The following is a 12,772-nucleotide window of genomic DNA, read 5'->3' as shown; positions in this document are numbered from 1 at the left end:
TTCACGCGTGAGACAACCATAGCCACGTTGTCTCACGCGTGAAACGGATCACGCCCGAATGCTCAGAGGGCCTTGCCGACCAGGAGGTCCTCGCCCGCCACGGCGACGCGGACGGTGTCGCCGTCCTTGACCTCGCCGGAGAGGATCTCCTTGGCCAGGCGGTCGCCGATCGCCGTCTGGATCAGGCGGCGCAGCGGGCGGGCGCCGTAGGCGGGGTCGTTGCCCTTGTCCGCGAGCCAGGCCAGGGCCTCGGGGGTGACGTCCAGGGTCAGGCGGCGGGCGGCCAGCCGCCTGGCGAGGGAGCCGATCTGGAGCTCGGCGATGTGCGCCAGCTCGTCCCGGGTCAGGGCGGAGAAGACCACCAGGTCGTCGAGGCGGTTGAGGAACTCGGGCTTGAAGGATCCCCGCACCACTTCCAGGACCCTGGCCTTCTTGTCCTCCGCCGAGGTCGCCGGGTCCGTCAAGAACTGGCTGCCCAGGTTGGAGGTCAGGATCAGGATGGTGTTGCGGAAGTCCACGGTGCGGCCCTGGCCGTCCGTGAGGCGGCCGTCGTCGAGGACCTGGAGCAGGATGTCGAAGACCTCGGGGTGGGCCTTCTCCACCTCGTCCAGCAGCACCACGCTGTACGGGCGGCGCCGGACGGCCTCGGTGAGCTGGCCGCCCTCCTCGTACCCCACGTACCCGGGCGGGGCGCCGACCAGCCGGGCCACGCTGTGCTTCTCGGAGTACTCCGACATGTCGATGCGGACCATGGCCCGCTCGTCGTCGAAGAGGAAGTCCGCGAGGGCCTTCGCCAGCTCCGTCTTGCCGACGCCCGTGGGCCCCAGGAAGAGGAAGGAGCCCGTCGGGCGGTCCGGGTCGGCGATGCCGGCCCGGGTGCGGCGCACGGCGTCCGAGACGGCCCGTACGGCCTCTTGCTGGCCGATCAGGCGGCGGCCCAGCTCGTCCTCCATGCGCAGCAGCTTCTGCGTCTCGCCCTCCAGCAGGCGGCCCGCCGGGATGCCCGTCCAGGCGCCCACCACGTCCGCGATGTCGTCGGGGCCGACCTCGTCCTTGACCATCGTCCCCTTGGACGCCTCGGCCTCGGCCTCGGTGGCCTCCTCCAGCTCGCGCTCCAGCTCGGGGATCTCCCCGTAGAGCAGCTTGGAGGCGGCGTCGAAGTCGCCGTCGCGCTGGGCGCGCTCGGCCTGCCCGCGCAGGTCGTCGAGGCGCTCCTTGAGCTCGCCGACCCGGTTGAGGGACTGCTTCTCCTTCTCCCAGCGGGCGGTGAGGCCGCGCAGGTCCTCCTCCTTGTCCGCGAGGTCCTTGCGCAGCTTGTCGAGGCGCTCCAGCGAGGCCGGGTCGGACTCGTTCTTCAGCGCCAGCTCCTCCATGCGCAGGCGGTCCACGGCGCGCTGGAGCTCGTCGATCTCCAGCGGGGAGGAGTCGATCTCCATGCGCAGCCGGGACGCGGCCTCGTCGACGAGGTCGATGGCCTTGTCGGGGAGGAACCGGGAGGTGATGTACCGGTCGGAGAGGGTGGCCGCGGCGACGAGCGCGCTGTCGTTGATGACGACCTTGTGGTGCGCCTCGTACCGGCCCTTGAGGCCGCGCAGGATCGCGATGGTGTCCTCGACGCTCGGCTCCGACACCAGCACCTGCTGGAAGCGGCGCTCCAGCGCCGGGTCCTTCTCGATGCGCTCGCGGTACTCGTCGAGGGTGGTCGCGCCGACCATCCGCAGCTCGCCGCGGGCCAGCATGGGCTTGAGCATGTTGCCCGCGTCCATGGCCGAGTCCCCGCCGGCGCCCGCGCCGACGACGGTGTGGAGCTCGTCGATGAAGGTGATGATCTGGCCGTCGCTCGACTTGATCTCGGCGAGGACGGTCTTCAGGCGCTCCTCGAACTCGCCGCGGTACTTGGCGCCCGCGACCATCGCGCCGAGGTCGAGGGAGACCAGCCGCTTGTTCTTCAGGGACTCGGGGACGTCGCCCTTGACGATGCGCTGGGCCAGCCCCTCGACGACGGCCGTCTTGCCGACGCCGGGCTCGCCGATGAGCACCGGGTTGTTCTTCGTACGGCGGGAGAGGACCTGGACGACGCGCCGGATCTCCTGGTCGCGGCCGATGACCGGGTCGAGCTTGCCCTCGCGGGCGGCGGCCGTGAAGTCCGTGCCGAACTTCTCCAGGGCCTTGTACTGGCCCTCGGGGTCGGGGCTGGTCACCCGCCGTCCTCCTCGTGCGTTCTGGAAGGCGGCCAGCAGCTTCGCGGCGGTCGCGCCCTCGGCGGAAAGGACCTCACCGGCCGCCGCGCCCTTGGCGGCGAGGGCGATGAGGAGGTGTTCGGTGGACAGGTACTCGTCGCCGAGCTTCCCGGCCTGCGCGTCGGCCTCGGCGAGTACGGCGAGGAGGTCGCGGGTGGCCTGCGGGGGCGCGACGGTGGAGCCGGTGACGCTGGGCAGGGCGGCGACGAGCCGCTCCGCGCCGTCGCGCACGGCGGCCTGGTCGGCCTCGGTGGCGGCGAGCAGATCGGTGATGTTCTCGTTGTCCTGGCCGGCGAGCAGGGCCAGGAGCAGGTGTGCGGGGGTCAGGTCCGCGTTCCCGTCCTTGACGGCCCTGCTGGTGGCCGCGTTGAGCGCGTCCCGGCTCTTGTTGGTCAGCTCGGCATCCACCTGCGACGTCTCCTCTCCGTACGGTTCGTGCGTCCTGCACACACTCTGCTATCAGCAACCTGTATAAAGTTGAGTCTATTCCACTCAAGGCTGTCGGACGTACGCTTCGGCGCATGCGTGTTTCGAACCCAGGTCATGACGTACTCAACCCGACGCCCGAGTACCTCGCCTTCTGGCAGGAGCGGCACGTCTGCACGCTGACCACCCCGCGGCCCGACGGGAGCCCGCACGTGGTGCCGGTCGGCGTGACGTACGACCCCGGGGCCGGGCTCGCGCGGGTGATCAGCAACAAGCACAGCAAGAAGGTCCGCAACGTCCTGGCGGCGATGGAGAGCGCCCCGGGCGGCTCGGCGCGGGTCGCGGTCTGCCAGATGGAGGGGCGCCGCTGGGCGACGCTGGAGGGGCGCGCGGTGGTCCGTACGGACGAGGCCTCGGTCGCCGAGGCGGTGGCGCGCTACGCCGAGCGGTACGGGCGGGTGCCGTCGCCGAACCCGGACCGGGTGGTCGTGGAGATCACCCTGGACCGGGCCATGGGACGGGCCTGACCGGGCGCGACCGGGCACGACGGGCGGAAAAGGATCACGATTAATTGTCCGGTTCAACCACTGGACGCGGACATCACAGCGGCGCCATCGTGGTCAGGTCCACGATGGCGCCGCTGTGTGGGGGTAGCGCCTGAGCGATCTGCAACGACGGGGGAATCGCGTCAGGCACTGCGGGGGGTGGCGGTGGTGATGTCCGGTTCGAAAAGCTGGTGGTCGCGCTGATCGAGATTGACGAAGACCATGCCGTACCGGACCTCGCAGCGGACGGGCTGCGGCGCGCCGCGGGGGCGGCGCAGACAGCGGTAGGCGCGGACGTCTTCGTCTTCCTCGCGCACGACGACGATCGGCTGGCCGAACAGGGTGACCATCAGCGAATCTCCGGCGTGGGGGATCGCCGTGGCCAGGTCTATGAACTGCCATCCGGACCGGTACGCCGAGGCCATTTCGCGCCGGAAGTCACGGTCGTCGGGGGTCATCAGACGGCCTTCACGGGCGCGGCGTTCCAACCACTGTCCGGCTCGGCCGCCGGCTTGGCGTTCCAGCCGCTGTCCGACTTCAGTGTCGGCACGATGTTCCAACCGCTGTCCGACTCCCCTGCCGGCGTGGTGTTCCAACCGCTGTCACTGGCCAGAGCGCTCCCCGCATCACCATTGACGACGCTGACTGCCCCAAAGACCGCGACAGCGGAGAAAACAACGGCAAGCGCCGAGCGAAGCATTCTCTTGTACATGGTCGGCTTCGTCCTCACTTGATGGAATCCTCTCCCCCGCACGTCAGACCATGGCTCATTCAGGCACGTTACGGCCACAGGGACGATGCATCATGTTCTTGCATGTTCAGGACCCTGGGGGGTGGAGATTTGCCCATAAACTACACAAACCCGACACATCCCCACCCCGTCACGGCCATGTGCGACGAGGGGGCACGCCTGTACGCGGCGGCGCTGAGCACCGGCCGGGTACCCAGGGGCGAAGTGGCAAACGCTCCCTGCCTGCTCGAATTCGGTCTGCTGCGGCCCGACCCGGATGACGCGAACCAGCTCCGCGCGGTTCCCCCGTCCGTCGCTCTGGCCCAACGTCTCCATCCACTCGAACGTGAGATCCAGGACCGCAGACGCACCGCCATCGACCTCACCGATGCATTCGAGCCTTTCCTCGCCATCAGTGCCCAGAGCCCGGCGAACACCCACGCCATCACCGTGCTGGAGGGGTTCGACCAGATCAACGCCGCCCTGGACCTCGCCACCGCCGAGTGCCACACCGAGATGCTGACCGTCCAGCCGGGCGGCGCCCGGCCGTCGTTCGTCCTCAGTGAGGCCCTGGAGCGCGACGCCCCGCTGATCGACCGGGGCGTGAGCATCCGGACCCTCTACCAGCACACCGCGCGCCACAGCCAGGGCACCCTCGCCTATGTGGACCGCATTTCCACCGGGAAGGTTGAGATCCGCACGCTGGAGGAGCTGATCGAGCGCCTCATCATCTTCGACCGGACCGTCGCCTTCATCCCCGTCAGCGAAGACCGGCGGGTGGCACTGGAACTCCGCCATCCGGGGCTCGTCCAGTATCTCATCAAGGTCTTCGAGCAACTCTGGCGCCGTGCGGTGCCGTTGCGCGACGAGGTGACGTACACGCACATGCCCGAGGGCATCTCCGGCGTGCAGCGGTCCATCGCGCAGCTCCTCATCGAGGGGCACGTGGACGAGGCCATCGCGCGCCGGCTGGGAATGAACGTACGGACCTGCCGGGCGCACATCGCCAAGCTGGCCACCGCGCTGGGGAGCGGCAGCCGGGCGCAGCTGGGCTACCTCATCGCCCAGTCGGGGATCCTGCACGGGGACCCGTCACAGCTGCCGAAGTGCTGACGGCGCGTCCCCTGTACGTACGCGCCGAAGGCCCCGCCCGGGATTCCGGGCGGGGCCTTCGGTACGCACAGGGCCGCGGGGGCCCCGCCGTCAGTCCGACGGGCGCTTGGGGCGCCAGACGACCAGCGCGTTGCCCGGCACCGGCGGCTGGTACGGAACCAGGTCCCGGCGGTACGAGGCGTGCACCTGGGCCTCGCGGGCCCGCAGGGTGGCGGCGGCGCCGTCCACGGTGGCCGCCAGTTCGGCCACGCGCTGCTGGAGGGCGGCCACCTGGTTCTCCAGCTCGATGATGCGCTTGATGCCCGCCAGGTTGATGCCCTCGTCCTGGGACAGCGCCTGCACCGTGCGGAGCAGCTCGATGTCCCGGGCCGAGTAGCGCCGGCCGCGGCCGGCCGTCCGGTCCGGGGAGACCAGGCCGAGGCGGTCGTACTGGCGGAGGGTCTGCGGGTGCAGGCCGGAGAGCTGGGCGGCCACCGAGATCACGTAGACCGGGGTCTCGTCGGTGAGTTCATAAGCCCCGTTGCCGAAACGGGGCTGTCTGCGGCGGCCGTCCATCTCATGCTCCCTTCGCGGACTCGAACAGCGCGGCGCGCGGGTCTTCCGACTCGGTCGCGACGCGGTACATCTCCAGCGCCTCGCGCGCCTTGTCCGACAGCTCCGCCGGCACGGCCACCTCGACCGTCACCAGCAGGTCGCCGCGGGTGCCGTCCTTGCGGACCGCGCCCTTGCCGCGGGCCCGCATCGTCCGGCCGTTGGGCGTGCCCGGCGGCAGCTTCAGCGTCACCGACGGGCCGTTCAGGGTCGGGACCCTGATCTCGGCGCCGAGGGCGGCCTCCGCGAAGTCCACCGGGACCGTCACCGTCAGGTTGTCGCCCTTGCGGCCGAACACGGGGTGCGTGTCCACGTGGACCACCACGTAGAGGTCACCCGCGGGTCCGCCGCGCTCGCCCGGAGTGCCCTTGCCGCGCAGCCGGATCCGCTGGCCGTCGGAGACGCCCGCCGGGATCCGGACCTGCATGGTGCGGGAGCTGCGGGCGCGGCCGCTGCCCTTGCAGACGTCGCAGGGGTTCTCCGCGATCAGACCGCGGCCCTTGCAGTCCGCGCAGGGGTCGGTCAGCGAGAAGCCGCCGCCGCTGCCGCGCGAGACCTGGCCGGTACCGACGCAGGTCGGGCACACCCGGGGGGTGCCGTTCTTGTCGCCGGTGCCCGAACAGGCCTTGCAGGGAGCCTGGGAGGACATCCGGAGCGGGACGGTCGCCCCGTCCACCGCCTCCGTGAAGGACAGCGTGACCTCGGACTCGATGTCCTGGCCGCGGCGCGGCTGGACACGGGCTCCCGGGCCGGCGCCGGCGCCGCCGCGGTTGAACAGGCCGCCGAACACATCGCCCAGGCCGCCGCCGAAGCCGCCGCCCGCGCCGCCGCCGCCCGGCTGCTGACCGCCGAAGAGGTCGCCGAGGTCGAAGTTGAACGAGCCGCCGCCCCCGCCCGGCCCGGGGCGGAAGCCACCGTTGCCGAAGAGGGCGCGCGCCTCGTCGTACTCCTTGCGCTTCTTGGCGTCGCCGAGGATGTCGTTCGCCTCGGAGATCTCCTTGAAGCGCTCTTCCGCCGAGGCGTCGCCCTTGTTGGCGTCCGGGTGGAACTCGCGGGCGAGCTTCCGGTACGCCTTCTTGATCTCGGCCTCGGTGGCGTCCTTCGGGACACCGAGGACCTTGTAGTAGTCCTTCTCGACGAAGTCCTTCGTGCTCATCCCCGGTGGCCCTCCTCTCGTTCCTCTACGTGTACCGCGTCAGCCCTTTTCGGGGGCATCCGTGTCCTTGTCGGACGGTGCTTCGCCCTCCGAGGACTCGGACTTGGCGGCCGGGGCCGCACCCGGCTGGGGCTCGGCCACCGCGACCCGCGCGGGGCGGATCGTACGCTCGCCGATCCGGTACCCCGGCTGCAGGATCGCCACGCAGGTGTCCTCGGTGACGTCCGGCGCGTACGAGTGCATCAGGGCCTCGTGGATCGTCGGGTCGAAGGGCTCGCCCTCCTTGCCGAACTGCTGGAGGCCCATCTTGGCCGCGGCCGTCTCCAGCGATTCGGCCACCGACTTGAAGCCGCCGACCAGCTCGCCATGATCCCGCGCGCGGCCGATGTCGTCCAGGGTCGGGAGCAGCTCCGTCAGGAGCTTCGCGACAGCGACCTCCTGGACGGCGATGCGGTCCCGCTCCACACGGCGGCGGTAGTTCTGGTACTCCGCCTGGAGCCGCTGGAGGTCCGCGGTGCGCTCGCCGAGCGCGGTACGGGCCTGGTCGAGCTGCGCCAGAAGGGCGGCCTCGCGGCCGGTGTCCTGTGCTGCTGCGGAGTCCCCGGCCGGGGCCGCCGCCTCCTCCTCGGAGGAGTCGGCGGCCTTCTTCGGCTCGGCGGCGTCGTCAGGCGTGGCGCCGGCGGGGACTTCGGGCTTCTCCTCGAAGCCCGGGGTCTCCTCCGACATCAGGCAGCGCCGCCCTTCGGCTTCTCGTCGTCGACGATCTCGGCGTCCACCACGTCGTCGTCGGCCTTCGCCTGCTGGCCCTCACCGGCGCCGCCGGCGGCCTGGGCGGCCTGGGCGTCGGCGTAGATGGCCTGGCCGAGCTTCTGGCTGACGGCGCCGAGCTTCTCGGTCGCGGTGCGGATCTCGGCCGCGTCGTCACCCTTGAGCTTTTCCTTCAGCTCGGTGATCGCGGTCTCGACCTCGGTCTTGACCTCGGCCGGAACCTTCTCCGCGTTCTCCGCGAGGAACTTCTCCGTCTGGTAGACGAGCTGCTCGCCCTGGTTGCGGGACTCGGCGGCCTCCTTGCGGCGCAGGTCCTCGTCCGCGTACTGCTCCGCCTCCTGGCGCATGCGGTCGACCTCGTCCTTGCCGAGCGAGGAGCCGCCGGTGACGGTCATCTTCTGCTCCTTGCCCGTGCCAAGGTCCTTGGCCGTGACGTGCATGATGCCGTTCGCGTCGATGTCGAAGGAGACCTCGATCTGCGGGACGCCACGCGGGGCCGGCGGCAGGCCGGTCAGCTCGAACATGCCGAGCTTCTTGTTGTACGCCGCGATCTCGCGCTCGCCCTGGTAGACCTGGATCTGCACGGACGGCTGGTTGTCCTCGGCCGTCGTGAAGATCTCGGACCGCTTGGTCGGGATCGTGGTGTTGCGCTCGATGAGCTTGGTCATGATGCCGCCCTTGGTCTCGATGCCGAGGGACAGCGGGGTCACGTCGAGGAGCAGGACGTCCTTGACCTCACCCTTGAGCACACCGGCCTGGAGGGTGGCGCCGATGGCGACGACCTCGTCCGGGTTGACGCCCTTGTTGGCGTCCTGACCGCCGGTGAGCTCCTTGACGAGCTCGGCGACGGCCGGCATGCGGGTGGAGCCGCCGACCAGGACCACGTGGTCGATCTCGGACAGCTGGATGCCGGCGTCCTTGATGACGTTGTGGAACGGGGTCTTGCAACGGTCCAGGAGGTCGGCCGTCAGCTGCTGGAACTGGGCGCGCGTGAGCTTCTCGTCCAGGTGCAGCGGGCCCTCGGCGGAAGCCGTGATGTAGGGCAGGTTGATCGTGGTCTCCGTGGAGGAGGACAGCTCGATCTTCGCCTTCTCGGCGGCCTCGCGCAGGCGCTGGAGCGCCATCTTGTCCTTGGAGAGGTCCACGCCGTGACCGCCCAGGAACTGCTTCACCAGGTAGTCCACGACGCGCTGGTCCCAGTCGTCACCACCGAGGTGGTTGTCACCGTTGGTCGCCTTGACCTCGACGACGCCGTCGCCGATCTCCAGGAGCGACACGTCGAAGGTGCCGCCACCGAGGTCGAAGACCAGGATGGTCTGGTCGTCCTTGTCGAGGCCGTAGGCCAGGGCGGCGGCCGTCGGCTCGTTGACGATGCGCAGGACGTTCAGGCCCGCGATCTCGCCGGCCTCCTTCGTCGCCTGACGCTCGGAGTCGTTGAAGTAGGCCGGGACGGTGATGACCGCGTCCGTGACCTTCTCGCCCAGGTACGCCTCGGCGTCGCGCTTCAGCTTCTGCAGGATGAAGGCGCTCATCTGCTGCGGGTTGAAGTCCTTGCCATCCAGGTTGATCTTCCAGTCAGTGCCCATGTGGCGCTTGACGGAGCGGATGGTCCGGTCCACGTTCGTGACCGCCTGGCGCTTGGCCACCTCGCCGACGAGGACCTCACCGTTCTTGGCGAAGGCGACGACGGACGGCGTGGTCCTGGCGCCCTCGGCGTTGGTGATGACGGTGGGCTCGCCGCCTTCGAGAACGCTGACGACGGAGTTCGTGGTGCCCAGGTCGATGCCGACCGCACGTGCCATTTCAATTCCTCCAGCTGACTTGAGTGCAACGGACTCAACCATGCCGCAACGCGACGCGTGCGTCAACAGAGGTGAGCCTGGGGGGCTCAACTTTTACATCAGTCTTACGCTCATCCGAGTGACGGCCGGGGCCCCGGCGGGGCCGAGCGGGCGACGCTCGACGGCCTGCGCTGCGCGGCACCGCCCAGCCGCCGGAGGCGCACGGCACGGTGCGTGCATGCCGCTGCCGTCCTTCGCACCACCCGCAATCCGACGCCTCGCCCCCACCCTGCGGCCGCCTCGTCTCCCCGCCTGCCCAGCGAAGCGGGTCGTAGACCTGCTGGGGGCACTGCCGCTGGCCGCGGTGTTCGCCCTGCCGCTGCTGGTGATCGCCGCGCTGCTGTGCGCCGGCCAGGGCGGGCGGGCCTTCGCACGGGAGCCGGCGGCGGGCCTCGGGGGGCGGCCGTTCCGCACCTGGCGACTACGGACGGACGCGGGGGCGGGGTGGCTGGGGACGGCGGTGGAGCGCTGCGCCCTGGACGCGCTGCCTCAGCTGCTCAATGTGCTCCGAGGTGAGATGTCACTGGTCGGGCCGCGCCCGGGGGCGGGTACGGACCGCCCGGACCGGCTCCTCGTAAAGCCCGGAATGACCGGGTTGTGGCAGGTGAGCGCGCGCTCCGACCTCCCCTGGGAGGAAATGGCCCTCCTGGACCGGCACTATGTGGAGAGCCACTGGCTGGGGATGGATCTCGCGATCCTGGCCCAGACCCCCCGGGCGGCCCGTCGGCACAGGTCTGCGCGGGGCGGCACCGGGCGGCGTGCATAGGCAAGCCTGAGCGACACAGATCACCGCGCGCTCAGCTACATTGCGGCGTCGGGAATGGGTAACCTCAAGCCTTGACTGAATAAGTTACCGCTTAGTAATGCCGCCCGAGGAGCCCCTCCATGCAACTCGCCGCGATCATCGTGTCGCTGGTCCTGACCGTGGTCGGCGTCGCGCTGCTCGCCCGAGCCGTGGCGCAGATCTACCGGTTCGTGAAGCTCGGTCAGCCCGTGCCGGCGGGCAGCCGCACGGACGACCCCAAGGCCCGAACGATCACCCTGGTCCGGGAGTTCCTCGGACACAGCCGCATGAACCGCTGGGGCATCGTCGGCTTCGCGCACTGGTTCGTCGCGATCGGCTTCCTGACGCTGCCGCCGACGCTGCTGCAGGCGTACGGCCAGCTCTTCCAGGCCGACTGGGTGCTGCCGATCGTCGGGGACTTCCTGCCGTTCGAGCTGTACATCGAGTTCATCGGGATCATGACGATCCTCGGCATCGCCGTGCTGATCGCCATCCGCCTGCTGTCGCTGCCCTCCCGGGCGGGCCGCAAGTCGCGCTTCACGGGCTCCAAGGCCTGGCAGGCGTACTTCGTCGAGTACGTGATCCTCACCATCGGCCTCGCGATCCTGTGCCTGCGCGGCCTTGAGGGCGCGATCCACCACGTCGACTCGTACGAGCCCGCGTACTTCGTCTCGTACCCGCTGGTGCTGGCCTTCAAGGGGCTCTCCCTCGGCGCGCTGCAGAACGCGATCTACTTCACCGCGATGGTCAAGATCGGCGTCTCGCTGATCTGGATGATCGTCGTCTCGCTGAACACCAACATGGGTGTCGCCTGGCACCGCTTCCTCGGCTTCCCGAACATCTGGTTCAAGCGGAACGCGGACGGCGCCACGGCGCTGGGCGCCCTCCAGCCGATGACCAGCGGCGGCAAGGAGATCGACTTCGAGGAGCCGGGCGAGGACGACGTCTTCGGCGTCTCCCAGGTCGAGCAGTTCTCCTGGAAGGGCATCCTCGACTTCTCCACCTGCACCGAGTGCGGCCGCTGCCAGTCGCAGTGCCCGGCCTGGAACACGGGCAAGCCGCTGTCCCCGAAGCTGCTCGTCATGTCGCTGCGCGACCACGCGCACGCCAAGGCGCCGTACCTGCTCGCGGGCGGCGGCAAGGACATGGAGGGCAACGAGAAGGCCACGCCGGAGCAGCTCGCGAACGTCCCCGCGGCGGCCCTGGCGGAGGCGGAGCGCCCGCTCATCGGCACCGCCGAGGAGAACGGCGTCATCGACCCCGACGTGCTGTGGTCCTGCACCACCTGCGGCGCGTGCGTGGAGCAGTGCCCGGTCGACATCGAGCACATCGACCACATCGTCGACATGCGGCGCTACCAGGTGATGATCGAGAGCGCGTTCCCGTCGGAGGCGGGCACGATGCTCAAGAACCTGGAGAAGAAGGGCAACCCCTGGGGCCTCGCGAAGAAGCAGCGGGTGGAGTGGACGAAGGAGGTCGACTTCGAGGTCCCGATCATCGGGAAGGACGCGGAGGACCTCTCCGAGTTCGACTACCTGTACTGGGTCGGCTGCGCGGGCGCGCTGGAGGACCGCGCGAAGAAGACCACGAAGGCCTTCGCCGAGCTCCTCAACATCGCGGGCGTCAAGTTCGCGATCATGGGCGGCGACGAGAAGTGCACCGGTGACTCCCCGCGCCGCCTGGGCAACGAGCCGCTGTTCCAGCAGCTGGCCCAGGAGAACGTGGCCATGCTGAACATGGCGTTCGGCGAGGACGACGAGGACGAGTCGACGCGCAAGCCCAAGTCGGCGAAGCGGATCGTCTCCACCTGCCCGCACTGCTTCAACACCATCGCGAACGAGTACCCGCAGCTGGGCGGCGAGTACGAGGTCATCCACCACACGCAGCTGCTCCAGCACCTGATCGACGAGGGCCGGCTGCTGCCGGTGACGCCGGTCGACGGGCTGATCACGTACCACGACCCCTGCTACCTGGGCCGCCACAACAAGGTCTACACGCCGCCGCGCGAGATCATGTCGGCCGTGCCGGGGCTGCGCCAGCAGGAGATGCACCGCCACAAGGAGCGGGGCTTCTGCTGCGGCGCGGGTGGCGCGCGCATGTGGATGGAAGAGCGCATCGGCAAGCGCATCAACAACGAGCGCGTCGACGAGGCCCTGTCCCTGAACCCGGACATCGTCTCCACCGCGTGCCCGTTCTGCCTGGTGATGCTGACGGACTCGGTCAACGGCAAGAAGAACGACGGCAAGGCGAAGGAACACGTCCAGGTCGTCGACGTGGCCCAGCTGCTCCTGGAGTCGGTGAAGAACCCGGAGGCCGAGGCGCTGGCGCTGGCCGAGGCCGAGGCGCTGGCGCTGGCCGAGGCGGAAGCGAAGGCGAAGGCGAAGGCCGAAGCGGAGGCCGCCGCGAAGGCGAAGGCCGAAGCGGAGGCGGCTGCGGCAGCCGCCGCCGCGAAGGCCGAGGCCGAAGCGGAGGCGGAAGCCGCCGCCAAGGCGAAGGAAGCGGAAGCCCCCGCAGCCCCGAAGGACGACGCTGCGACCGAGGCGGAGCCGAAGGGCGACACCGAGGCGGCGGCCGAGGC

At 69.9% G+C, this 12,772-nt stretch carries 10 protein-coding genes and 1 pseudogene; 4 read left to right on the top strand and 7 right to left on the bottom strand.

What is annotated here, in order from left to right; translation table 11 throughout:
- Positions 1 to 62: 62 nt before the first annotated feature.
- Positions 63 to 2,648, bottom strand: a complete 2,586-nt coding sequence (gene clpB, locus EES41_RS19595; protein ID WP_123079687.1) for an ATP-dependent chaperone ClpB — start codon at positions 2,646 to 2,648, stop codon at positions 63 to 65.
- Between the two features lie 113 nt (positions 2,649 to 2,761).
- On the opposite strand from clpB, the gene EES41_RS19590 reads away from it, so the two are divergent.
- The gene (locus EES41_RS19590; RefSeq protein ID WP_073774187.1) at positions 2,762 to 3,193 is read left to right on the top strand and encodes a pyridoxamine 5'-phosphate oxidase family protein; all 432 of its coding nucleotides are present in this window, start codon (positions 2,762 to 2,764) and stop codon (positions 3,191 to 3,193) included.
- Positions 3,194 to 3,354: 161 nt separating this feature from the next.
- Here EES41_RS19590 and EES41_RS19585 read toward each other — a convergent pair whose 3' ends face one another.
- Together EES41_RS19585 and EES41_RS19580 are read right to left on the bottom strand one after the other, a co-directional pair.
- Positions 3,355 to 3,669 (bottom strand): (2Fe-2S)-binding protein, encoded by a 315-nt coding sequence (locus EES41_RS19585; protein WP_037793158.1) that lies wholly within the window; start codon positions 3,667 to 3,669, stop codon positions 3,355 to 3,357.
- Positions 3,669 to 3,923, bottom strand: coding sequence for a hypothetical protein (locus EES41_RS19580; protein ID WP_164495643.1), 255 nt, complete (start codon positions 3,921 to 3,923; stop codon positions 3,669 to 3,671). Before EES41_RS19580 ends, EES41_RS19585 begins: the two co-directional genes overlap by 1 nt.
- Positions 3,924 to 4,025: 102 nt before the next feature.
- Here EES41_RS19580 and EES41_RS19575 point away from each other — a divergent pair, with 102 nt between their 5' ends.
- Positions 4,026 to 5,054, top strand: coding sequence for a regulatory protein (locus tag EES41_RS19575; protein ID WP_008741410.1), 1,029 nt, complete (start codon positions 4,026 to 4,028; stop codon positions 5,052 to 5,054).
- 90 nt (positions 5,055 to 5,144) lie between these two features.
- Here the strand turns inward: EES41_RS19575 and EES41_RS19570 are convergent, their stop codons facing one another.
- Genes EES41_RS19570 through dnaK form a run of 4 tightly spaced genes read right to left on the bottom strand, consistent with a single transcriptional unit; the run spans position 5,145 to position 9,371 of the window.
- Positions 5,145 to 5,609 (bottom strand): helix-turn-helix domain-containing protein, encoded by a 465-nt coding sequence (locus tag EES41_RS19570; protein ID WP_123079685.1) that lies wholly within the window; start codon positions 5,607 to 5,609, stop codon positions 5,145 to 5,147.
- Position 5,610: 1 nt separating this feature from the next.
- On the bottom strand, positions 5,611 to 6,801 hold the full coding sequence (dnaJ, locus tag EES41_RS19565) for a molecular chaperone DnaJ (protein WP_008741412.1): 1,191 nt from the start codon (positions 6,799 to 6,801) through the stop codon (positions 5,611 to 5,613).
- A gap of 39 nt (positions 6,802 to 6,840) precedes the next feature.
- Complete coding sequence (gene grpE / locus EES41_RS19560; protein WP_008741413.1) at positions 6,841 to 7,527, bottom strand: nucleotide exchange factor GrpE; 687 nt, start codon at positions 7,525 to 7,527, stop codon at positions 6,841 to 6,843.
- Complete coding sequence (dnaK, locus tag EES41_RS19555; protein ID WP_008741414.1) at positions 7,527 to 9,371, bottom strand: molecular chaperone DnaK; 1,845 nt, start codon at positions 9,369 to 9,371, stop codon at positions 7,527 to 7,529. The genes grpE and dnaK overlap by 1 nt, the downstream gene beginning before the upstream one ends.
- Positions 9,372 to 9,588: 217 nt before the next feature.
- Here dnaK and EES41_RS19550 point away from each other — a divergent pair, with 217 nt between their 5' ends.
- Positions 9,589 to 10,176 (top strand): sugar transferase, encoded by a 588-nt coding sequence (locus EES41_RS19550; protein ID WP_123079684.1) that lies wholly within the window; start codon positions 9,589 to 9,591, stop codon positions 10,174 to 10,176.
- Positions 10,177 to 10,295: 119 nt separating this feature from the next.
- A pseudogene (locus EES41_RS19545) lies at positions 10,296 to 12,497 on the top strand ((Fe-S)-binding protein); the annotation flags it as partial.
- Positions 12,498 to 12,772: the final 275 nt, after the last annotated feature.

This window comes from Streptomyces sp. ADI95-16 (assembly GCF_003721495.1).
Lineage (GTDB): Bacteria > Actinomycetota > Actinomycetes > Streptomycetales > Streptomycetaceae > Streptomyces > Streptomyces goshikiensis.
Note: the sequence above shows the minus strand (reverse complement) of the source record. Positions and strands in the feature narration are given on the sequence as shown.